Below are 20,689 nucleotides of genomic sequence, written 5' to 3'. Positions count from 1 at the left end.
ATGAAGGCAAATGCAGGATTTGAAGGATAAGGTCGCGGTAATAACCGGCTCCGCCAGCGGGGTCGGCAAGCAGCTCGCGCTCCGCCTGTCGCGGGCCGGGGCGAAGGTCGTCCTCTCCGATATCGAAGCGAACGCGCTGGAAGCCGCGGTGGCCGAGGTGAAGGCCGCCGGCGGCACCGCGATCGGCCAGGTGGCAGACGTCTCCAAGCGCGAGCAGGTGGACGCGCTGCGCGATCGCGCGCTGGCCGAATATGGCAAGGTCCATCTGGTGTTCAACAATGCCGGCGTCGGCGGCGGCGGCGGCCCCACCATCTGGGATACGCCCGAAAAGGCCTATCGCTGGGCGATGGACGTGAACTTCTTCGGGCCGCTGAACGGCGTCCTATCCTTCATGCCCACCCTGATCGCGCAGGGCGAGGAAGCGCTGATCGCGGCGACATCCTCGGGCGCGGGCATCGTCTTCCCGCCGTCGGGCGCGGCCTATTCGGCGTCGAAGGCGGCGCTGATCGCGCTGATGGAGGTGCTTTCCTACCAGCTCCAATTCTCGGGCACGCAGGTTCGCGCGGCGATCCTCTTCCCCGGCCCGCACGTGGTAGACACCAACCTGTTCAGCTCGCACCGCAATCTGCAGAAGGAATATGACGATCCCGCCATCGCGTCGGGCGCCGGCATCAACAATGTCGACGAATTCCAGGCGGCGATGAAGATGCTGATCGGCCATGAAGTGCCGTTGACCAAGCCGGAGGATTTCGCCGAGGAGGTCTATCAGTCGATCCTGCGCGACGATTTCTACATCCTGCCGCTGACCGACAAGACCAAGGACGCGATCCGCAAGCGGTATGACGACATGATCGAGCGTCGCCAGCCCGCCATTCCGGACATGATGTGAGGAGTTGGCCGAGATGAACCAATATTCCCCCGTCGCCGAAGCCAATCCCTATCAGGACGTCTTCGACAGGCTGCAGGCCCGCGCCCCCGCGCTGGCCCGCACCACCGCCGCCGAACGCATCGCCAAGCTGCGCGCGCTCTACCAGGCCGTCTACGAACTGCGCGCCGAAATCGGCCAGGCCGGCCATGACGAGCTGGGCATGGACGGCAAGCTCCACCTCATCCCGCTGAAGGAGGAGATCAACTTCTTCTGCGAGCGGCTGGAAAGCTGGATGGGCAACGAGGCCGTCGAGGATGTGCCGATGCTCCAGGGGCGCAAGGCCTATATCCACTGGGAACCCAAGGGCGTGGTGCTGCACCTGTCCACCTGGAACTCCCCGGTGCTCATCAGCCTCTCCCCGCTCATCAGCATGATCGCCGCCGGCAACGCCGTGGTGCTGAAGCCGTCCGAGGTGGCGCCGCTTTCCGCCGAGATGGTGCGCCAGGTGATCGAGAAGGCCGGCCTCGCGGATGATGTGGCCGTCATCACCGGCGGCCCGGAAGTGGCGCAGGCGCTGCTGAAGCTGCCGTTCAACCACATCTGCTATGTCGGCAACAACCGCGTCGGCCGGCTGGTGATGGAAGCCGCCGCCCGCCATTTCGCCGGCGTCACGCTGGAAATGGGCGGCAAGAACCCCGCCGTGATCGAACGCGATGCCGATCTGGAGGATGCCGGGTCCAAGATCGCCTTCGTCCGCCACCTGATCGCCGGCCAGGTCTGCCTGTGCCCCGATTATCTGCTGGTCCATGAAAGCATCAAGGATGCCTATGTGGACAAGCTGAAGGAGAAGATCACCGCCTTCTACAATCCGAACGGCGATGGCTTCAAAAGCTCGGAGGATCTGCCGCGCATCGTCAACGAGCGCCATACGCTCCGCATCAAGGCGCTGATCGACGATGCCGTGTCCAAGGGCGCGCGCGTGCTGATGGGCGGCGAGGTGGACCCGGCGACCCGGTTCGTTTCGCCCACCATCCTCGACAATGTGACCGAGGATATGGAGATCTTCCAGGAGGAAGTGTTCGGCCCGGTGCTGACCGTCCACAGCTTCTCCACCCGCGAGGAAGCGGTGAAGGAGATCGCCAAGCGGCCCAAGCCGCTCGGCCTCTATGTCTTCACCCAGGATCGCGAGACGGCCGACTGGTATATCAATCATACCCGTTCGGGCTCGGCCGCCGTCAACAATGCGGCGATCCAGGCGAACATCCCCACCCTGCCCTTCGGCGGATCGAACCACAGCGGCATCGGCCGGCTGGGGGGCAAGGCCGGTTTCCAGGAATTCTCGAACGGCCGCGCGGTCGTGGAGGATGCACTGGATCCCGCGCAGGGCGCGCCGATGTTCTACCCGCCCTTCCCGAAGGAAGCGGCGATGTTCGTGGAGCATCTGCTGATGCCCTGATCGGGCCGATATCGCCGGTTCGCCCCATGCCGCCGCCGGTGGCGCCGGGGCGGGCCGGCACCGGCCGGATAGACAGGAGGTTGTCTTGGCCACGCTACTCGAAAGACCAATGGCGCCGGAAACGAGCGATCCTTCGCTTGCGCGTCCGGCGAGCGAGATCCCCCTTGTCTCGGGCGTGCCCTTCCTCGGCAACACGCTGGAAATGGCGAAGGATCCCGCCGCCTTCTTCCTGCGCTGCTATCGCGAATATGGCTCCGTCTTCAAGGTGAAGGTGTTCGGCCGCGAATCCATCGTGATTGCGGGCCCCGAATCCGCCCTGTTCATGACGACGCGGGAGGGCCGCGATGCCCTGCGGTCGAAGGAATATAACCAGGGCGTCGCCGACGAATATGGCGCGACCGAGGTGATCAACGGCGTGGACGGCGAACGCCATGTTCGCCTCCGCACGCTGATGCGCCAGGGCTTCTCGCGCGAGGCGGTGCACGGCCAGTATGACGATCTGGTCCGCATCACCGACAGCGCGATCGCGCGCCGCTGGCAGGTGGGCTCCCGGCTGCCGGTCGTCTCCGCGATCCAATATATGATCGTCGAGCAGCTCGGCATGATCCTGACCGGCCAGGCGCCGCTCGATTATGTCGAGGATATCCGCTTCGCGATCCTCACCATCCTGAACGTGCTGGTCACGCGCCAGCGGCCGAAGATCATGCTGAAGGACCCGCGCTACAAGCGGGCGCGGGCGCGCGTGGACGAGCTTGGCCACCGGATGATCGCTGATTTCCAGCGCATGCTGGACGAAGGCACCGCGCCGGACAACCTGATCACCGACATCATCCGCGCCAATCGCGATGACAAGGATCTGATGCCGGATCGGAACCTGATCCTCACCGTCACCGGCCCCTATGTCGCTGGCCTCGATACCGCCGCCAACACCATCGCCGCCTGCATATACGGCATCCTGAAGGACCCGGAGATCACGGCGCGCGTGCAGGCCGAGGCGGACGATCTGTTCGCCAAGGAAGCGCTGGGCGAGGAGGATATCCGCAAGCTGCCCGTCATCAACGGCGCGGTGATGGAAGCCATGCGGCTCTGGCCGATCGCCGTGGCCCAGATGCGGGCCGCCAATTTCGACTTCGTATATGACGGCTACGTCATCCCCAAGGATTCCATGCTCTATGTCGGCACCAGCGTGCCGCATTTCATGGAGGAATTTTATCCCCATCCGATGCGGTTCGATGTGGACCGCTATCAGCGCCCGCGCGCCGAACACCTCCAGAAGGGCGCCTATTCGCCCTTCGGCCGCGGGCCGCACTCCTGTCTGGGCCAGGGACTTGCCGAGGTGCTGATGGCCATGAGCATCGCGCGCGTGTTCCACCGTTTCGATCTGGCGCTGCCGACGCCGGATTATGTCCTGAAGACCAAGACGGCCCCCAGTCCCGGCCCCGCGATGGATTTCGCGATCCGCATTCTCGGCGAACGCCGCCCCGGCCTCGCCTGAACGAACAGAGGCCCCTCGGAAGGGCCGCGATTGAAAGGAGACGTTTGATGGCAACGGTTCTCGAAAAGCCGACGAATGACGCCAGTCCGGCGCCCAGGGCACGCCCTGCCAGCGAGATTCCGGTGGTCCCCGGCATTCCCTTTCTGGGCAACACGCTGGAAATGGCGAAGGACCCCGCCGCCTTCTTCGTCCGCTGCTATCGCGAACATGGGCCGGTGTTCCGGATCAAGGTGTTCGGCCGCGAATCGATCGTCATCGCCGGGCCGGAATCCGCCACCTTCATGACGACCCGCGAGGGCCGCGACGCGCTCCGCTCGAAGGAATTCTGGGAAGGCCTCATCAAGGAATATGGGGCGACCGAAACCATCACCAGCACCGATGGCGAACGGCACATCAAGCTGCGCACCCTGATGCGCGAAGGCTTCTCGCGCGAGGCGGTGCAGGGCCAGTATGACAATCTGCGCGACATCACCGATCGCGCGATCGGCCGCCGCTGGGATGTCGGCACCGACATCCCCGTGGTCGAGGCGATGCAATATATGGTGGTCGAACAGCTCGGCATGCTGCTCACCGGCCAGGCCCCGCTGGAATATGTGAAGGATATCCGCTTCGCGATCCTCACCATCCTGAACGTGCTCGTCACGCGCCAGCGGCCGAAGATCATGCTGCACGATCCCCGCTTCCGTAAGGCGCGCCGCCGGGTGGAGGAACTCGGCCACACCATGATCGCCGATTTCCAGCGGAAGGTGGCGGACGGCACCGCGCCCAAGAACCTGATCACGGACATCATCCGCGCCAATTTGGACGACAAGGATATCATGCCGGATCAGAACCTGATCCTCACCGTCACCGGCCCCTATGTCGCCGGGCTCGATACCGCCGCCAACACCATGGCCGCCTGCATCTACGGCGTCCTCAAGAATCCCGAGGTGCTGGCCCGCGTCCAGGCCGAGGCGGACGAGCTGTTCGCCAAGGAAACGCTGAACGAGGACGATATCCGCAAGCTGCCGGTCATCAACGGCGCGGTGATGGAAGCCATGCGGCTCTGGCCGATCGCCGTGGCGCAGATGCGCGTCGCCAATTTCGACTTCGAATATGCGGGCTACACCATCCCCAAGGACGAGATGATCTATATCGGCACCAGCGTGCCGCACTTCATGGAGGAATTCTTCCCTGATGTGAACAAGTTCGATGTGGATCGGTATCAGCGCCCCCGCGCGGAGCATCTCCAGAAGGGCGCCTATTCCCCCTTCGGGCGCGGCCCGCATTCCTGCCTGGGCCAGGGCCTGGCCGAGGTGCTGATGGCGATGAGCATCGCCCGGATCTTCCACCGGCTCGATCTCGCCCTGCCGCATCCGAACTACGAGTTGAAGACCAAGACTGCGCCCACGCCGGGGCCGGCCATGGACTTCGCCGTCAAGGTCATCGGCGAACGGCGGCCCAGCGGCATCTGATCGCGCCTGCGCCCATGCCCCCTTCCCATTGCGGGAGGGGGCATGGGGCTATTTCAGCCAAGGCGCCGGGCGTGCCAGCGCAGATGATCCTCCATGAAGGTGGAGATGAAATAATAGCTGTGGTCATAGCCCGGCTGCATCCGTGGCGTCAGCGGGATGCCGGCGCGATCGCACGCCTCGGCCAGCAGCTCGGGCTTGAGCTGGGTTTCCAGGAAAGCGTCCGCCTCGCCCTGGTCGACCAGCAGCGCATCGACGCGCGCGCCGTCCTCGATCAGGGCCGTCGCGTCATAATCCCGCCAGCGCGCACGATCCGGTCCCAGATAGCCGCCCAGCGCCTTCTCGCCCCAGGGGCAGCGCATGGGCGACGCGATCGGCGCGAAGGCGGAGATGCTGCGATAGGCGGCCGGATTGCGGAGCCCGATCGTCAGCGCGCCATGGCCGCCCATCGAATGCCCCATGATCGCCTGCGCCCCCATGTCCGCGGGGAAATGCCCGGCAATGAGCCCCGGCAGCTCGCGCTCGACATAGCTGCGCATGCGATAATTGGCGGCGAAGGGCGCCTCGGTCGCATCGACATAGAAGCCCGCGCCCAGCCCGAAATCATAGGCGCCGTCGGGATCGTCCGGCACGCCTTCCCCGCGTGGGGACGTATCGGGCGCGACGAAGATCAGGCCCAGTTCCGCGCAGACCCGCCGATATTCCCCCTTCTCGGTGACATTGGCATGCGTGCAGGTGAGGCCCGAAAGATACCACACCACCGGCCGCTTCTCCCCCGCGATCGCCTGCGGCGGCAGGAAGACGGAAAAGACCATGTCGGTGCCGGTTTCGGCCGAGGCATGGCGATGCACGCTCTGGATACCGCCGAAGCTGCGATTGCTCGACAGGGTTTCGATCGTCATTGCCCGGCCCCTTTTTCAGATTTCCCGATTGCCCTGCCCCGTTAGATGGATTTCCCAACGGATGGAATTGCCGACCGCTCCACGCCTCGCCGGATGGGGCGAAGGAATTCCAAAGCGGCGACCATCGGCTGTCGGCGACAGAAAATAGACCCGCGCGGTCGGAGGTGGGGCGGACAACGCCCTATCGTCACCCCGGGCTTGTTCCGGGGTCCACCGTCAAGCAGGTGATGGCGCCAGCGGCTCAAGCCCGAGCGGCACCGCCAGATCATGCCAAGACGGATTATTCCGTTCGATCAGATTCCGTTTCCAGTCCCTTCGCCAGCGCTTGATCTGCTTTTCGCGCAGGATCGCGGCTTCCATCGTGCCAAACGCTTCCCAGTAGACGAGATATTTCACCCCATATCGCTCGGTGAAGCCATCAAACATGCCGTCGCGATGCCGGGCGATGCGGCGCAGAAGATCGAACGTTACGCCGACATACAGCGCGCCGTTGAAGCTGCTGGCGAGGATGTAGACGCAAGGCTGGCGCTCGATCATCAACGCCAATGTCTGCGGCACCATGGACCCCGGAACAAGTCCGGGGTGACGATGGGGTATGCGTGCAGAGCTATGTCCGCAATGCCGACGTCTTTGGAAAGCCACTTTGCCAGACGCCCTATCCGCACCGATGCAGATCAAGGAAACCAGCTTTCCGAAACAGCCCCCCACGCTGCCGGGGGTTTACGCAGATTTCACCTCCTCGCGCGATAATCGGCATCGAGGGCCGGCGAATTGCGGGGCAACGGAATGTCGGAAGCGACCAGACGAAGCATGCGGCATGATGTGATCGCGCAGGCCATCCTGCATGTCGCCGGCGAGGCGCCGATGGCCGCCACGCTCTGCAATATCTCCCGCCATGGCATGGTGATCGACAGCCTCGCCTCGCTTTCCAGCCACAGCGATATCCGCATCGAATTGATCGAGGGGCAATTATTGCCGGCCCGGCTGATCTGGCGCGAAGGCTTCAAGGCCGGGCTCGAGCTTGTCGAGCCGCTGCGCGCCAACGATTACTGGCCGCTCCTCGTCGCCCTGGCGACCGACGACGCTTCGGCGTCGGACGCCTGCTGAGGCCGCTTGGGGCCGCGCGGCAGGCAACTCCATCTCCGGCAGCGGGCAAAAAAGAGGCCGACCCAAGGGCCGGCCTTTGAAGTTTTTAGGAGAGGATGCCTGAAAGGCCCGTCCTTTTTGCGTCCGCGAACGATATTACGCAAGTGCAAAACAGCGAGCCATGGTTGCAAAATATGCAATCACACCCCATTCCCCCCCATGATCCCGGTATCAGCAAATCATAAACATGAGTTTGCGTATCGTGAGGTCGATTTTCCTACGCACCCATTGCCTAATATGGGTGCAGATGCTGCAATGCAGCATAAAGCGAATCGCAGCGATATCCTGGAATTCCGGCGCTCCCGCCGGATTTGCCCGCGCGCCGACATCTGCCCGCTTTTTAGGCACAGCATCCGACACACAGCCGCAGGCGGGCCCGCCGCCATCGGGCATCCATCCAGCGCGGGGAAAGCGCGGTGCGCGCGGGGACGGGGCGGACACTCCGCCGCCCCTCCCCGCCGGCCCACCGCCGCTGCGATCAGAAGGCGCCGTGGCAGTGCTTATATTTCTGCCCCGATCCGCAGGGGCAGGGCGCATTGCGGCTGATCTTGCCTTCCCAGTCCGCCGGATCGCTGCCCAGCTCGTCCGCCGCCGATGCCGTGGCGATGGAAAGCGGCGCGATGCGCGTCGTCACCAGGCCGAGCGCCCCCGCATCGATATCGCGGGTATCGTCCTCGCCCGTGAATGGATCGATATGGCTGGTGATGAAGTCCGGCATCGGCGGCAGCTCCGGCGGCGCGCCGAACTGCACATGGCTCAGCATGCGGGTCACGTCCTCGCGGATGGCCACCAGCATCCGTTCGAACAGCGCGAAGGCTTCCTGCTTATATTCGTTGATCGGCGTCTTCTGCGCATAGGCGCGCAGGTGGATCACCGCGCGGAGCGCATCGAGCGTCGCGAGATGCTCCTTCCAATGATGGTCGAGCGACTGGAGCAGCACGCTCTTCTCGACGCTGCGGCGGGTTTCCGGCTCGACCGTGGCGAAACGCTCGGCGATCCGCTCCTCGGCGAGAGCCTGCAGCCGCTCGTTCACCATCTCCGGTTCGACCGCCTCTTCCTTCAGCCAGTCGTCGATCGGCGGCTCCAGGCCCAGCAGCTCGGCAACGCGCGCCTTCAGGCCGGCGAGGTCCCACTGCTCGGGATAGGAATTGGGCGGGCAGGCATCGGCGACGATCGCGTTCACCGTCTCGGCGCGCATGTCGGCGACGACATCGTCCACCGTCTCGGCGTCCATGATGTCGGCGCGCTGCTCGTAGACCACCTTGCGCTGGTCGTTCATCACGTCGTCATATTCGACGACCTGCTTGCGGATGTCGTAGTTGCGCGCCTCGACCTTCTTCTGTGCGGTCTCGATCGCCTTCGATATCCACGGGCTGATGATCGCCTCGCCATCGGCGAGGTTCTTGTTCATCATCTTGGCGAACATCGTCTGCGGGCCGAAAATGCGCAGCAGGTCGTCGTCCAGGCTCAGGTAGAAGCGCGAAAGGCCCGGATCGCCCTGGCGGCCCGAACGGCCGCGCAGCTGGTTGTCGATGCGGCGGCTCTCATGCCGTTCGGTGCCGAGCACGAACAGGCCGCCGGCCGCCAGCACGGCTTCCTTCTCCGCCGCGATCTCGGTGCGGATCTCGGCCGCCTTCGCCTCATATTCGGGCGTGCCTTCCACCAGATCCGGATGCTCGTCCAGCATGCGGAATTCCAGGTTGCCGCCCAGCTGGATGTCGGTGCCGCGGCCGGCCATGTTGGTGGCGATCGTCACCGCCTTCAGCCGCCCGGCCTGGGCGACGATATGGGCTTCCTGCTCGTGATAGCGGGCGTTCAGCACCTTGTGGTCGACGCCTTCCTTCTTGAGATATTCGGAAAGCAGCTCCGACTTCTCGATCGAGACGGTGCCCACCAGCACCGGCTGGCCACGCTCCGCCGCCTCGCGGATCGCCTTGGTGATGGCGCCGAACTTGTCGGTGATGTTCTTGTAGAATTCGTCGTCCTGGTCGATGCGGCGAACCGGCAGGTTCGTCGGGATCGTGACGACGTTCATCTTGTAGATCTGGTAGAATTCGCCCGCCTCGGTGGCGGCGGTGCCGGTCATGCCGCCCAGCTTGGGATACATGCGGAAATAATTCTGGAAGGTGATCGAGGCGAGCGTCTGGTTCTCCGGCTCGATCTTCACGCCTTCCTTGGCTTCCACCGCCTGGTGGAGCCCGTCGGACCAGCGGCGCCCGTCCATCATGCGGCCGGTGAACTCGTCGATTATGACGACCTTGCCGTCCTTCACGATATAGTCGGTATCGCGCTTGAACACGACGTTGGCGCGCAGCGCCTGGTTCAGGTGGTGAACAACCTGCGTATTCTCGAAATCGTAAAGGTTGGCGCCTTCCAGCAGCCCCGCCGCTTCCAGCAGCCGCTCGATCCGCTCGGTGCCGTCTTCGGTGAGCGTCACCGATTTCTGCTTCTCGTCGAGCTCGTAATCCTCCGGCGTCACCTGCTTCACGATGGCGTCGACGGCCAGATAAAGCTCGGACTTGTCGTCGGTCGGGCCGGAGATGATCAGCGGCGTGCGCGCCTCGTCGATCAGGATCGAATCGACCTCGTCGACGATGGCGTAGGCGAAGGGCCGCTGCACCATCATCCCGCGATCATATTTCATGTTGTCGCGCAGATAATCGAAACCGAATTCGTTGTTCGTGCCGTAGGTGATGTCCGCCGCATAGGCATCGCGCCGCTGCTGGTCAGAAAGGTTGGGCACGATCACGCCCACGCTCAGCCCCAGGAAGCGATAGACCTGGCCCATCCACTCGGCATCGCGGCTGGCGAGATAGTCGTTGACGGTGACGACATGGACGCCCTTGCCGTCCAGCGCGTTCAGATAGGTGGCGAGCGTCGCCACCAGCGTCTTGCCCTCGCCCGTCCGCATCTCGGCGATCTCGCCGCGATGGAGGACGATGCCGCCGATCAGCTGCACGTCATAATGCCGCTGGCCGAGCACGCGCTTGGCCGCCTCGCGCACGGTGGCGAAGGCTTCGGGCAGGATATCGTCCAGCGTCTCGCCGGCGGCGAGGCGGCCTTTCAGCACCACCGTCTGGTTCTTCAGCGCTTCATCGTCCAGCGCGGAAATCTGGGGCTCCAGCGCGTTGATCTTCGCGACGATGGAACGCAGCGACTTCACGTAACGGTCGTTGGACGATCCGAAAATGGCCTTGGCGAGTCCGCCCAGCATGGTGATTCCTGTTCGTTGAAATTGGCAGATGCGGGGCCGGAAGGGCCGGCCCGAGGCGCCTTTCGGCGCATGAAACCGGGGAACGGCCGCGCCAGCGCGCCGGCCGTCGACGCCGGGCGCGTTATTCGCGCCGGCGCTCGCTGACGCGGAAGGGATCGGGCGCGGGCGCCGTGACGATCGCGAAGGCGCGCACGGACAGAATCGTCGCGAGCGCGGCGACGGCCGCCAGGACGACGGGCGCCCGGACGGCGGCCTCGGCCAATTCCTCCGCGATCACCGTCACCTCGGCGCTGGCGCGCTCCAGGCTCGACGGCGCAGCCACCCGATCGCCGGAGATCACCCCGGTCAGGCCGCTCAACAGCGCAGAGAGGAAAAGCAGAAGCTGCAAGGACGATCCCATAGTTGCGAAGCGCACCACATAGGTGCTCCCGGCCCGTCCGTCCAACCGAAATCGAAAGGACAGGCCGTCCTTCGCGCAACGAAGCGCTACTTCGATATTACTTCAGCGCGGCGCCGGGCTGCCGCGTTCAGCCTCGGCCGACGCCGCCCCGCCCCCGGTCTCCACGGCATCCTCCACCGTCAGCGAATTGCGGAAGGTGACATGTTTGCGCACGGGCTTGCCCGCCGCATCCCGGAACGGCTCCATGCGCACCCTCTCGGATCCGCCGCAGGGATCGGCGCCCGGTGCGGCGCCGCTTCCCCACGCCACCTTGCAATTCTCGATCAATCCCGCTTCGGAAACGTCATATTCGTAGATGAACGAATAAGGCTGGGGAGCCCCCAGCTTGATTCGCTCCCCCTCATCGTCTTTTGGCAGCTGCCAGCGGACACGCCGCGAATAGACCGATGAAACCGGCTGCCCCATCTGATCCCTGGCCGGTTCGAACCGGCCGCGCAGCAGCAGCAGATTGCAGGTGGTATCGTCCAGCAGCTTGTGGCCGCTGGATACGGTGACCGCGCAGCCGGAAGGCCGCCCCTCGGCCGAAATTCTAAGCTGGACGGCCGTCATCCCCTCCATCCCCGCGCGCAGGGCTTCGAACGGATAATCCTCGGTCGTCACCCAGGTCAGGGTATCGCCAACCTCTTTCGGCTCCACCGCCACCAGCGCGACGGCGCCCGACATCGTCAACAGCAATGACAGCAAATCCGTGTCCCCCCGAACATTCCCGCCATTCCCTACCAAGGCGACGGCCAATGGCAATGAGCGCCCTTCTATCGCGGGCGGACTCGCATTATGGCGCGCCCATGGAAAAATCGCCCCTCGCCCCCGCCGCCTTCCCCCTCCTGCCGTCGATCGCCGGCGTCCGCCCGGCGGTGGCGCGCGCGCGATACAAGGCGTGGGACCGCTGCGACCTCACCTTCGTGGCGCTGGACGAGGGCACGGCGGTGGCCGGCGTGACGACGAAGAGCCTCTGCCCTTCGCCCGAGGTCGAATGGTGCCGCGCCGCGCTGCCGCTGGGCCGCGCGAGGGCGCTGGTGGTGAATGCCGGCAATTCCAACGCCTTCACCGGCCATCGCGGCCGCGCGGCGGTGGAGGCGATCGCCGCCAGGGTGGCGGGCGCGATCGGCTGCGCGCCCTCGGACGTGTTCGTCGCCTCCACCGGCGTGATCGGCGTGCCGCTGCCCATCGACAAGGCCGAGGCCGGGATCGATGCCGCGCTCGCCGCGCCGGAAGCGTCGTGGGAGGAAGCCGCCGCCACGATCATGACGACGGATACCTTCCCCAAGGCCGCCGCGACGCGCGTCGTGATCGGCGATCGCACCGTCGATCTCGTCGGCATCATCAAGGGTTCCGGCATGATCGCGCCTGACATGGCGACCATGCTCGGCTTCATCTTCACCGATGCCGCGATCGAACCCGCCTTCCTCCAGCAGATGCTGAACGCCGCCAATGGCCGCAGCTTCTCCTGCATCACCGTGGATGGCGATACCTCCACGTCGGATACCGTGCTGGCCTTCGCTACGGCCAAGGCGGGCAACGCGCCGCTCGCTTCGTTCGACGATGCCGGGGCCGATGCCTTCCAGGCGGCGCTCACCGATCTCTGCACCCAGCTCGCCCAGCTCGTCGTGCGCGACGGCGAGGGCGCGTCCAAGTTCATCGGCATCACCGTGGAAGGCGCGGTTTCCGACGAAAGCGCGCGGCGCATCGCGCTTTCCATCGCCAACTCCCCGCTGGTGAAGACCGCCATCGCCGGGGAGGACGCCAATTGGGGCCGCGTCGTCATGGCGGTGGGCAAGGCGGGCGAGCCGGCCGAGCGCGACCGGCTGGCCATCCGCTTCGGCGCCACCCAGGTCGCCCACGACGGGCTGGCGGTGGAAGGCTATGACGAGGCCCCCGTCGCCGCCCACCTGAAGGGACAGGAAATCGAGATCGGCGTGGAGCTTGGCCTGGGGGACGGGCGCGCCACGGTCTGGACCTGCGATCTCACCCATGGTTACATCGCGATCAACGCCGATTATCGGAGCTGACCCGATGCTGACGATCTGGGGAAGGCCCAATTCCCACAATGTGAAGAAGGTGGTCTGGTTCGCCGAGGAGATCGGCCGCCCCTTTGTCCGCCTGAATATCGGCGGCGCCTTCGGCATCACCGACAGCTATCGGGAGATGAATCCCAACGCCCTCATCCCCACCATCGAGGATGACGGGCTGGTGCTATGGGAATCGAACGCCATCCTCCGCTATCTGGCCGCCAGATATGGCGAAGGGACGCTATGGCCGGCCGATCCCGCCGCCCGCGCCCGGGGCGACAAGTGGATGGACTGGCAGTTCGGCTATGCCGATGCGCAGCGGGATGCCTTCCTCAACCTCGTCCGCCATTCGCCGGAAGAAAGGGATGCCGCCGCGATCGCCCGATCGGCCGAGGCGACGGCGAAGATGATGGCGATCCTCAATCAGGCGCTGGCCGATCGCCCCTGGCTGTCGGGCGACAATTTCGGCGTGGGCGACGTGCCGATGGGCGTCTATGCCCATAGCTGGTTCGCCCTGGATATCGAACGTCCGGCCATGCCCCATGTCGAGGACTGGTATGCCCGGCTGCGCGAACGGCCCGGCTATGCCGCCCATGTGATGATCCCGCTGACCTGACGGGACGGCGTCAGGACGGGGTGACGGGCGCCGTCTCCCCCGCCGCCTGCCCAGCCATCGCCTCGCACAGCGCCCCGGCCATGCCGGCGCGCGGATCGCCCCCGTCCTTCCGCCCGTGCGGCCGGATCACGGCGACATGATAGATTTCCCGCGCGGCGGCGATGTCGGTGATGCTGAAGGAAAGCGTGGCGTTCCGGTGCCGTCGGTCGCGGCTGGGCGCATCGGCCCAGCGGCCGTTCACCGCCTCAGCCCCGGCATCGGGCGCCGCCGCCTCGTGGATGAACAGGTTGGTGCCGGCCGATCGATCCGAAAACGCGACCTGCGCGAGATAGGCTGGATGGGCATCGTCCGCGCGGAAGCCCATGCCGGCAAGGCATCCGGCCACCGTGTCGCCAAGGTCGCCGGCCTGATCCAGCCGGAAGCCCGCCCCGGACGCCGCCGGCAGCGCGCCGGTCTGCACGATGCGCATCCGTGGAGCCCCGCCGCAGCCCGCAAGCAGCAGGGAAAGGCCCAGCAACGCCCCGAAATGCCTGTTGATTGTCATGAGCCTCCGATAGCGCCTTCCGGCACCTCTCGCCAGTTCGCCGTCGTTGCGATCAGCCCCAATATCCCTGCGCCGGCGGATGCATCGTGCCGCCGGTGAAGACGAAGCCCGGCGCGCGATCCTTCGCCAGCAGCAATGGACCGTCCAGATCCACCCAGCGCGCGCCCTGCGCCGCGAGGAAGGCCGGCGCGATGCCGAGCGAGGTGGAAAGCATGCAGCCCACCATGATCTCCAGCCCCGCCGCGCGCGCTTCGGCGGTCAGCGCCAGCGCCTCGGTGAGGCCGCCCGCCTTGTCCAGCTTGATGTTCACCGCCTGATAGCGGTCGATGCACCGCGCCAGATCGGCGCGATCCTGGCAGCTTTCATCCGCGCAGAGCGGGATCGGGGAACGGATGCCGTCCAGCAGCGCATCCTCCCCCGCCTTCACCGGCTGCTCGATCAGCTCCACGCCATAAGGCAGCAGGGCGGCCGCTTCCGCCGCCACGTCCCGCCCGGTCCAGGCTTCGTTGGCATCCACGATCAGCCGGGCCGCGGGCGCCCCCCGCCGCACCGCCGCCACCCGGTCCAGATCGCCCACGCCCGCCAGCTTGAGCTTGAGCAGCGGATGCCGGTCCGCCGCCGCGCGGGCGTCCGCCTCCATCCGCGCCGGTTCGCCGAGCGAGATGGTATAGGCGGTCAACAGTGGCGCGGGCGGCGCCAGCCTGGCGATCGCCCATGCGGGCCTGCCCGTCCTCCGCGCTTCCAGATCCCACAGCGCCGCATCCACCGCGTTGCGCGCCGCGCCGCGCGGCATCAGCATCTGGATCGCCGCGCGATCGGCGCCCGCCTCGATCGCGTCCGCCGCCGCCATCACCTGCGCCGCCACGCTCTCCGCGCTTTCGCCGTGATAATAAATGGCGGTCGCCTCGCCCCGGCCGACATGGCCGTCCGCCGCGATCTCGGCAATGACGACATCGACATGGGTCTTGGCGCCGCGCGCGATGGTGAAGGCGCCCGCCACCGGCCAGCGTTCGATCCGCGCGGAAAGGCGCGGGGTGCTTTTTTCGGTCATGGTCCTCAGGTGAGTGTCGAGGGTTCGTCCGTGCCGCGGCGCGGGATGGGTCGCGGCGTCCGCGCCGGCCACAGGCGCCTGGGCAGGATGCGCGCGCTCCTGTCGAACGCGGCCTTCACGTCCGTCCGGGTGAGGAAGGCCACCCAGAGCCCGCGCAGCCGCGATCCCGCCGGCGCCCAGATCGCCTCGTCCGGCTGGAACTGGTCGGCGATGGCGGCCGTGCCGTCCGGGGTGGCGAGGGTGGCCACCGCGATCTTCGCGGCGTCGTCGGCGCGGCCGGCGCAGAGCAGCGCCTCGATGGCGGCGGCCTCATTGTCGGCGGAACCGGCGATCAGCCCGTCGGCGATCGGCTTCGCCTCGCCCCCGCGCCCCATGGTGGAAAGCGCGCATACCTCCGTCCGCCGCAGCCAGGCGCGGCCCCATTTGCTGATCGTATCGCCGCTGGATGCCTGGGCGGCGCGCGCCACCGCCAGCGCCTCCGCCGGCCGGGCCGCCTCGTCCAGCAGCTCCGCCAGGCCGATGAGGCCGGAAACGCTGGACGGCGTCTTCGCGGGATCGATCGTCGTGAACGGCCGCAGCCGCTCGATCGCGCCCGCCCGGTCGCCTTCGGCGGCCAGCGCCTGCGCGTGGTAGCGCACGCTCGCCACCGCATCGTCGCTCATGCCGTCGACCACGGCCACCTTCTCGCCAAGCTCGATCGCTTCCGGATAGCGGCCGAGCAGGATGAAGGCGCGGATGGCGTCGCGGCGCGTGCGATCGTCATTCTCGCTGCGGGTGAAGGCTTCCAGCCGGCCCAGCGCGAAGCGATCGATCGCCAGCCCCGAATGATCGCCCAGCCGCACCTCGATCGCCGGCCAGAGCGGCTCGTAAAGCCGTTCGGTCGCCATGGTGACGAGGATTTCGGGCATGGCGATGCGCGGCAAAAACGCCTCGGCCTCGGGCAGCCGCCGATCAGCCAGCAGCGCCTCTATCGCGCCCTGCGCCACGCTTTCCCGCATGTCCGGCTCGTCCGCCGGCTGCCAGTCGGCCCGCGCCAGCGCCACGAACAGGCGCTTGCGGCCGGCAAGATCGTGCCGCTCCCCCAGATCCTGCAGGATGCCGCGCGCCAGCACGCCGTTGATCGAGCCCAGGCCGTCGGGCGCCTGTTCGGCCAGCGCCGTCAGCCGGCGGGCGGCCTCGGGCATGTCGTCCTGCTGCGCAGCGACGAACACGCCCACCGCGCGCACCGATGGATTGTCCGGCTCCGACGCCGCCATTTCCTTGTAGATGCCCGGAATCTCGTCGCCCCGCCCCGCCGGCCCCAGGCAGGAGATGCGCAGGATCTGCACGGCGTTGCGCTGCCTGCCGGCCATGTCCGCGACAAGCGGATCGAGGATCGCCAGCGCCCCCGCGCAATCGCCCTGCTGCAAGCGGGAAACCGCCGCCGTCAGCCCCTGCTCCCGGCCCGGCTCGCCGCCCGCGGCCGGCGGATCGATCCGGGCCGGGCGGGATGCCTCCGCCGGCATCGGCGCCAACAGGCAGGCGACGGCGATGGCCGGCGGCAGAAGCGCGCCGATGCCGGTGCGGCCCCGCCCCATCAGGCGTGCCCGCTCAACGGCGCGCGGCGATCAGGCGCGATCGTCATGCGCGGCCATCCAGTCGATGACCACCGGTGCGATGATCTCCCGCCAGCGCCGGCCGTTGAAGATGCCGTAATGGCCGACGCCCTCGGCCATATAATATTTCTTCAGCGCGTCCGGCAGGCCGGTGGAGATGGTGAGCGCGGCCTTGGTCTGGCCGATGCCGGAAATATCGTCCCGCTCGCCTTCCACGGCCAGCACCGCGATGTCCTTGATCGCGGCGGGATCGACCTTGCGGCCCCGATGCATCATCCGCCCGTCCGGCAGGGCATGGTCCTGGAACACGACATCGATCGTCTGCAGGTAGAATTCGGCATCCATGTCGCAGACGGAACGATATTCGTCGTAGAAGGCCTTGGTCGCGTCCGCGCTGTCGCCGTCGCCGTCCACCAGATGCTTGAACATCGTCCAGTGGCTGATCAGGTGGTTGCCGAGATTCATCGCCATGAAGCCGGTGAGCTGGAGGAAACCGGGATAGACCCGCCGCCCGGCGCCCGGATAATAAAAGGGCACCGTCACGATCACATTCTGTTCGAACCAGCTATGCGGCCGTTGCGTGGCGACGGTGTTCACCTCCGTCGGCGCCTTGCGCGTGTCGATCGGCCCGCCCATCATCGTCAGCGTGCGCGGCCGGGCGGGATTATCGTCCTCCGACATCAGGCAGGCGGCGGCATAGCAGGGCACCGAAGGCTGGCAGACCGCCAGCATATGCGCGCCGGGGCCGATATGCTCCAGGAATTCCACGATATAATCGACATAGTCGTCGAGGTCGAACAGCCCTTCCGACAACGGCACCATCTTCGCGTCGCGCCAGTCGGTGATGTAGACGTCATGGTCCGGCAGCATCCGTTCCACGGTGCCGCGCAGCAGCGTGGCATAGTGGCCGGACATCGGCGCCACGATCAGCAGCTTGCGCCCGCCCTTCACGCCCTTGCGCGCGAAATGCTTGAGCTGGCCGAACGGCTTGCGCAGCACGATCTCTTCCGAAACCGGCACCGTCTTGCCGTCCACGATCGTGCTGGTGAAGCCGAAGGCGGGCTTGCCGCGCGGCGCGGCGGCATGGGCGAAGACATCCAGCCCCGATGCCATCACCGGTCCGAAAGCCGTGTAGGACAAGGGATTGGCCGGATTCTGCATCCATTCCGCCCCCATATTGGCGAGCGAGCTTGCGCCCGCCAGCAGGGTGCGCTGCATTTCATAGGCGTTGTACAACATCAGATACAGAATCCCGGAAAAGACTTGACGGCAGCTTACGCCCAAACTTCGCGACGGTGCAATGCAGCATGGCCCCGGCCGCCGTCGCCTGCGGCATTCCGCCCCGTTGAGCAGGGTGCGGCGTCCTGCTAGTCGGGCGCGCATGGCCGACCAGCAAACCGCCCCGCCCGCCGATCGCAAGCTCGGAAATCTCGGCCTCATCTGGCGCTTCGCCATCCGCTATCCCGGCCACATCGCGGCGGCCGGGCTGGCGCTGGTGGCGGCCGCCGGCGCGACGCTGGCGATTCCCCAGCGGCTGCAGCGGATCATCGACAAGGGCTTCATCGCCGGCGGCGGGGAGGTATCGCCTTATTTCCGCTACCTGCTGATGATCGTCGTCGTGCTGGCGCTGGCGACGGCGATGCGATTCTATTTCGTGTCGTGGCTGGGCGAGCGGGTGGTGGCCGATATCCGGGCGGCCGTGCATCGCAACCTGCTGACGCTCGCCCCCCGTTTCTTCGAGGAGAACCGGCCGGCGGAAATCGCCTCGCGCCTGACGTCGGACACCACGATCATCGAACAGATCGTCGGCACCACCGCATCGGTCGCCCTGCGCAACCTCGTGCTGGGGATCGGCGGCATCCTCTATCTCTTCACCCTCGCGCCGAAGCTCACGGCCATGCTGCTGCTGGGCATTCCGCTGGTGATCGCCCCGATCGTGATCCTCGGCCGGCGGCTGCGGGCGGTTTCGCGGTCCAGCCAGGATCGCATCGCCGATGTCGGCGCGATGACGTCCGAGACGCTGGGCGCGATGAAGATCGTGCAGGCCTTCGGCCAGGAGGACCGCGAGAGCGGCCGCTTCACGGCGGCGGTGGAAAGCGCCTTCGGCACGGCGCGCCGGCGCATCACGCTGCGCGCGGTGATGACGGCGATCGTGATCCTGCTCGTCTTCGGATCGATCACCATGGTGATGTGGCAGGGCGCGGTGGACGTCGCCTCGGGCCGCCTTTCGGGCGGATCGCTGGCGGCCTTCATGCTTTCGGGCGCGATCGTGGCGAGCGCCTTCGGCGCGCTCACCGAAGTCTATGGCGATCTGCTGCGCGGCGCGGGCGCCGCCAGCCGGCTGGCCGAGCTGCTGGCCGAGGTGCCCGATATCGCGCCGCCGCCGCATCCGGTGCCGCTGCACCTGCCGGCACGCGGCGCGCTTGCCTTCGATCACGTCACCTTCCGCTACCCCACCCGCCCGGAGGTGAAGGCGCTCGACGATTTCACCCTTGCCATCCAGCCCGGCGAGATGGTCGCCGTGGTCGGCCCATCGGGCGCCGGCAAGTCCACCCTGTTCCAGCTCGCCCAGCGCTTCTACGATCCCGAAGGCGGCAGCGTGCGGATGAACGGCGTGGCGCTCACCGATGCCGATCCCAAGGACGTCCGTGCCCGCATCGCCATGGTGCCGCAGGAAACGGTGATCTTCGCCGCATCCGCGCGCGACAATCTGCGCTACGGCCGCTGGGACGCGGACGATGCGGCGCTGTGGGCGGCGGCCGAGGCCGCCAACGCCGCCGAATTCCTCCGTGCCTTGCCGCAGGGCCTCGATACCTTCATGGGCGAAGGCGGCGCGCGCCTTTCCGGCGGCCAGCGCCAGCGCCTCGCCATCGCCCGCGCGCTGTTGCGCGATGCCCCGCTGCTGCTGCTGGACGAGGCGACCTCCGCCCTCGATGCCGAATCCGAACGGCTCGTGCAGACGGCGCTGGACCGGCTGATGCGCGATCGCACCACCATCGTGATCGCGCACCGCCTCGCCACCGTGCGCGCCGCCGATCGCATCGTGGTGATGGAACGCGGCCGGATCGTGGAACAGGGCAGCCATGATGCGCTGGCGGCCAATGGCGGGCTTTACGCCCGGCTTGCCCGCCTCCAGTTCGAAGGCGTGGAATAGCCGCGATGGCGATCACCCTCGTCGGCCTCGATGCGGACGACACGCTCTGGCATAACGAGACGATCTTCCGCCTCACCCACCAGCGCTTCAACGCCCTGCTCGCCGATTTCGCCGATGCGGAGACGGTGGAAGCCCGGCTGGCCGAGGTGGAGAGGCGCAACCTCGCGCTTTACGGCTACGGCGCCAAGGGCTTCACTTTGTCGATGCTGGAAACCGCGCTGGAGATCAGCGGCAATGCGGCCCCCACGGCCGTGATCGCGGAGATCGTCGCCGCCGGGCGGGAGATGATGGCCCATCCCGTCGATCCGCTGCCCGGCGTGCGCGAAGCCCTGGAGACGCTGGTGGCCGACCATCGCCTCGTCCTCATCACCAAGGGCGATCTGTTCCATCAGGAACAGAAGCTGGCGGCATCCGGCCTCGGCGGCCTGTTCCACGGCGTCGAGATCGTCAGCGAGAAGACGGCCGATCATTATGCCCGCGCCTTCGCCCGCCATGGCGGCCGGGCGGAAGACGCGCTGATGGCCGGCAATTCGGTGAAATCGGATGTGCTGCCCGCGCTGGCGGCCGGCGCCCACGCCGCGCTGATCCCCTACCCCCTCGTCTGGGCGCATGAGGCGGCCGACGCCCCGACCGATCATCCCCGTTATCGCGAGCTGGCGGCGCTGGGCGATCTGCCCGCGTGGCTTGCGGAGCTTCGGGGCTGAACGCCTGCGCAAAACGCGGCGGCT

General features: G+C 66.8%; 18 protein-coding genes. 9 read left to right on the top strand and 9 right to left on the bottom strand.

Annotated features, from left to right (window positions below):
- The first annotated feature begins 10 nt into the window (after positions 1 to 10).
- From BHE75_RS07415 to BHE75_RS07400, 4 genes are all read left to right on the top strand, one after another.
- On the top strand, positions 11 to 889 hold the full coding sequence (locus BHE75_RS07415; protein ID WP_015459943.1) for an SDR family NAD(P)-dependent oxidoreductase: 879 nt from the start codon (positions 11 to 13) through the stop codon (positions 887 to 889).
- 13 nt (positions 890 to 902) lie between these two features.
- Positions 903 to 2,324: an aldehyde dehydrogenase family protein gene (locus BHE75_RS07410; RefSeq protein ID WP_070935591.1), complete on the top strand. Its 1,422-nt coding sequence runs from the start codon at positions 903 to 905 to the stop codon at positions 2,322 to 2,324.
- 85 nt (positions 2,325 to 2,409) lie between these two features.
- On the top strand, positions 2,410 to 3,819 hold the full coding sequence (locus tag BHE75_RS07405) for a cytochrome P450 (protein ID WP_084653002.1): 1,410 nt from the start codon (positions 2,410 to 2,412) through the stop codon (positions 3,817 to 3,819).
- A gap of 47 nt (positions 3,820 to 3,866) precedes the next feature.
- Positions 3,867 to 5,273, top strand: coding sequence for a cytochrome P450 (locus BHE75_RS07400; RefSeq protein WP_070933491.1), 1,407 nt, complete (start codon positions 3,867 to 3,869; stop codon positions 5,271 to 5,273).
- 53 nt (positions 5,274 to 5,326) lie between these two features.
- Here BHE75_RS07400 and fghA read toward each other — a convergent pair whose 3' ends face one another.
- On the bottom strand, positions 5,327 to 6,172 hold the full coding sequence (fghA, locus tag BHE75_RS07395) for an S-formylglutathione hydrolase (protein WP_302622701.1): 846 nt from the start codon (positions 6,170 to 6,172) through the stop codon (positions 5,327 to 5,329).
- A 216-nt stretch (positions 6,173 to 6,388) separates the two neighbouring features.
- Positions 6,389 to 6,733: a GIY-YIG nuclease family protein gene (locus tag BHE75_RS07390; RefSeq protein ID WP_254684386.1), complete on the bottom strand. Its 345-nt coding sequence runs from the start codon at positions 6,731 to 6,733 to the stop codon at positions 6,389 to 6,391.
- A 249-nt stretch (positions 6,734 to 6,982) separates the two neighbouring features.
- Here BHE75_RS07390 and BHE75_RS07385 point away from each other — a divergent pair, with 249 nt between their 5' ends.
- Positions 6,983 to 7,279, top strand: a complete 297-nt coding sequence (locus tag BHE75_RS07385; protein ID WP_015459938.1) for a PilZ domain-containing protein — start codon at positions 6,983 to 6,985, stop codon at positions 7,277 to 7,279.
- 517 nt (positions 7,280 to 7,796) lie between these two features.
- On the opposite strand, the gene secA is transcribed toward BHE75_RS07385, so the two are convergent.
- The 3 genes from secA to BHE75_RS07370 form a co-directional block, all read right to left on the bottom strand.
- Entirely contained in the window at positions 7,797 to 10,532 is a 2,736-nt protein-coding gene (secA, locus tag BHE75_RS07380; RefSeq protein WP_015459937.1) for a preprotein translocase subunit SecA, read from the bottom strand.
- Positions 10,533 to 10,653: 121 nt separating this feature from the next.
- On the bottom strand, positions 10,654 to 10,920 hold the full coding sequence (locus tag BHE75_RS24410; protein WP_015459936.1) for a hypothetical protein: 267 nt from the start codon (positions 10,918 to 10,920) through the stop codon (positions 10,654 to 10,656).
- A 114-nt stretch (positions 10,921 to 11,034) separates the two neighbouring features.
- Positions 11,035 to 11,667: an energy transducer TonB gene (locus BHE75_RS07370; protein WP_015459935.1), complete on the bottom strand. Its 633-nt coding sequence runs from the start codon at positions 11,665 to 11,667 to the stop codon at positions 11,035 to 11,037.
- 110 nt (positions 11,668 to 11,777) lie between these two features.
- On the opposite strand from BHE75_RS07370, the gene argJ reads away from it, so the two are divergent.
- Together argJ and BHE75_RS07360 are read left to right on the top strand one after the other, a co-directional pair.
- Complete coding sequence (gene argJ, locus BHE75_RS07365; RefSeq protein WP_070935585.1) at positions 11,778 to 13,001, top strand: bifunctional glutamate N-acetyltransferase/amino-acid acetyltransferase ArgJ; 1,224 nt, start codon at positions 11,778 to 11,780, stop codon at positions 12,999 to 13,001.
- A gap of 4 nt (positions 13,002 to 13,005) precedes the next feature.
- On the top strand, positions 13,006 to 13,617 hold the full coding sequence (locus tag BHE75_RS07360; protein ID WP_070933489.1) for a glutathione S-transferase family protein: 612 nt from the start codon (positions 13,006 to 13,008) through the stop codon (positions 13,615 to 13,617).
- A gap of 10 nt (positions 13,618 to 13,627) precedes the next feature.
- Here BHE75_RS07360 and BHE75_RS07355 read toward each other — a convergent pair whose 3' ends face one another.
- The 4 genes from BHE75_RS07355 to BHE75_RS07340 are packed head-to-tail and all read right to left on the bottom strand — an operon-like array spanning position 13,628 to position 18,046.
- On the bottom strand, positions 13,628 to 14,161 hold the full coding sequence (locus tag BHE75_RS07355; protein WP_139181672.1) for a hypothetical protein: 534 nt from the start codon (positions 14,159 to 14,161) through the stop codon (positions 13,628 to 13,630).
- A gap of 52 nt (positions 14,162 to 14,213) precedes the next feature.
- On the bottom strand, positions 14,214 to 15,212 hold the full coding sequence (dgcA, locus tag BHE75_RS07350; RefSeq protein ID WP_070935583.1) for an N-acetyl-D-Glu racemase DgcA: 999 nt from the start codon (positions 15,210 to 15,212) through the stop codon (positions 14,214 to 14,216).
- Between the two features lie 5 nt (positions 15,213 to 15,217).
- Positions 15,218 to 16,789 (bottom strand): hypothetical protein, encoded by a 1,572-nt coding sequence (locus tag BHE75_RS07345; protein WP_070933487.1) that lies wholly within the window; start codon positions 16,787 to 16,789, stop codon positions 15,218 to 15,220.
- Positions 16,790 to 16,819: 30 nt separating this feature from the next.
- A complete protein-coding gene (locus BHE75_RS07340) occupies positions 16,820 to 18,046 on the bottom strand; it encodes a polyhydroxyalkanoate depolymerase (RefSeq protein ID WP_070933486.1) in 1,227 nt (408 codons plus the stop codon).
- 142 nt (positions 18,047 to 18,188) lie between these two features.
- Between BHE75_RS07340 and BHE75_RS07335 the strand changes: the two genes are divergently transcribed.
- Together BHE75_RS07335 and BHE75_RS07330 are read left to right on the top strand one after the other, a co-directional pair.
- Positions 18,189 to 19,961 (top strand): ABC transporter transmembrane domain-containing protein, encoded by a 1,773-nt coding sequence (locus BHE75_RS07335; protein WP_070933484.1) that lies wholly within the window; start codon positions 18,189 to 18,191, stop codon positions 19,959 to 19,961.
- Positions 19,962 to 19,966: 5 nt separating this feature from the next.
- The gene (locus BHE75_RS07330) at positions 19,967 to 20,665 is read left to right on the top strand and encodes an HAD family hydrolase (RefSeq protein WP_070933482.1); all 699 of its coding nucleotides are present in this window, start codon (positions 19,967 to 19,969) and stop codon (positions 20,663 to 20,665) included.
- Positions 20,666 to 20,689 lie beyond the last annotated feature (24 nt).

It is taken from the genome of Edaphosphingomonas haloaromaticamans, from assembly GCF_001853345.1.
Lineage (GTDB): Bacteria > Pseudomonadota > Alphaproteobacteria > Sphingomonadales > Sphingomonadaceae > Sphingomonas_E > Sphingomonas_E fennica.
Note: the sequence above shows the minus strand (reverse complement) of the source record. Positions and strands in the feature narration are given on the sequence as shown.

Bases quoted from the DNA above. Each gene is read 5' to 3' on its own strand.
- BHE75_RS07415 (WP_015459943.1), top strand. From the start codon at position 11: ATGCAGGATTTGAAGGATAAGGTCGCGGTAATAACCGGCTCCGCCAGC.
- BHE75_RS07410 (WP_070935591.1), top strand. From the start codon at position 903: ATGAACCAATATTCCCCCGTCGCCGAAGCCAATCCCTATCAGGACGTC.
- BHE75_RS07400 (WP_070933491.1), top strand. From the start codon at position 3,867: ATGGCAACGGTTCTCGAAAAGCCGACGAATGACGCCAGTCCGGCGCCC.
- fghA (WP_302622701.1), bottom strand. From the start codon at position 6,172: ATGACGATCGAAACCCTGTCGAGCAATCGCAGCTTCGGCGGTATCCAG.
- BHE75_RS07390 (WP_254684386.1), bottom strand. From the start codon at position 6,733: ATGGTGCCGCAGACATTGGCGTTGATGATCGAGCGCCAGCCTTGCGTC.
- BHE75_RS07385 (WP_015459938.1), top strand. From the start codon at position 6,983: ATGCGGCATGATGTGATCGCGCAGGCCATCCTGCATGTCGCCGGCGAG.
- secA (WP_015459937.1), bottom strand. From the start codon at position 10,532: ATGCTGGGCGGACTCGCCAAGGCCATTTTCGGATCGTCCAACGACCGT.
- argJ (WP_070935585.1), top strand. From the start codon at position 11,778: ATGGAAAAATCGCCCCTCGCCCCCGCCGCCTTCCCCCTCCTGCCGTCG.
- BHE75_RS07360 (WP_070933489.1), top strand. From the start codon at position 13,006: ATGCTGACGATCTGGGGAAGGCCCAATTCCCACAATGTGAAGAAGGTG.
- BHE75_RS07355 (WP_139181672.1), bottom strand. From the start codon at position 14,161: ATGACAATCAACAGGCATTTCGGGGCGTTGCTGGGCCTTTCCCTGCTG.
- dgcA (WP_070935583.1), bottom strand. From the start codon at position 15,212: ATGACCGAAAAAAGCACCCCGCGCCTTTCCGCGCGGATCGAACGCTGG.
- BHE75_RS07345 (WP_070933487.1), bottom strand. From the start codon at position 16,789: ATGGGGCGGGGCCGCACCGGCATCGGCGCGCTTCTGCCGCCGGCCATC.
- BHE75_RS07340 (WP_070933486.1), bottom strand. From the start codon at position 18,046: ATGTTGTACAACGCCTATGAAATGCAGCGCACCCTGCTGGCGGGCGCA.
- BHE75_RS07335 (WP_070933484.1), top strand. From the start codon at position 18,189: ATGGCCGACCAGCAAACCGCCCCGCCCGCCGATCGCAAGCTCGGAAAT.
- BHE75_RS07330 (WP_070933482.1), top strand. From the start codon at position 19,967: ATGGCGATCACCCTCGTCGGCCTCGATGCGGACGACACGCTCTGGCAT.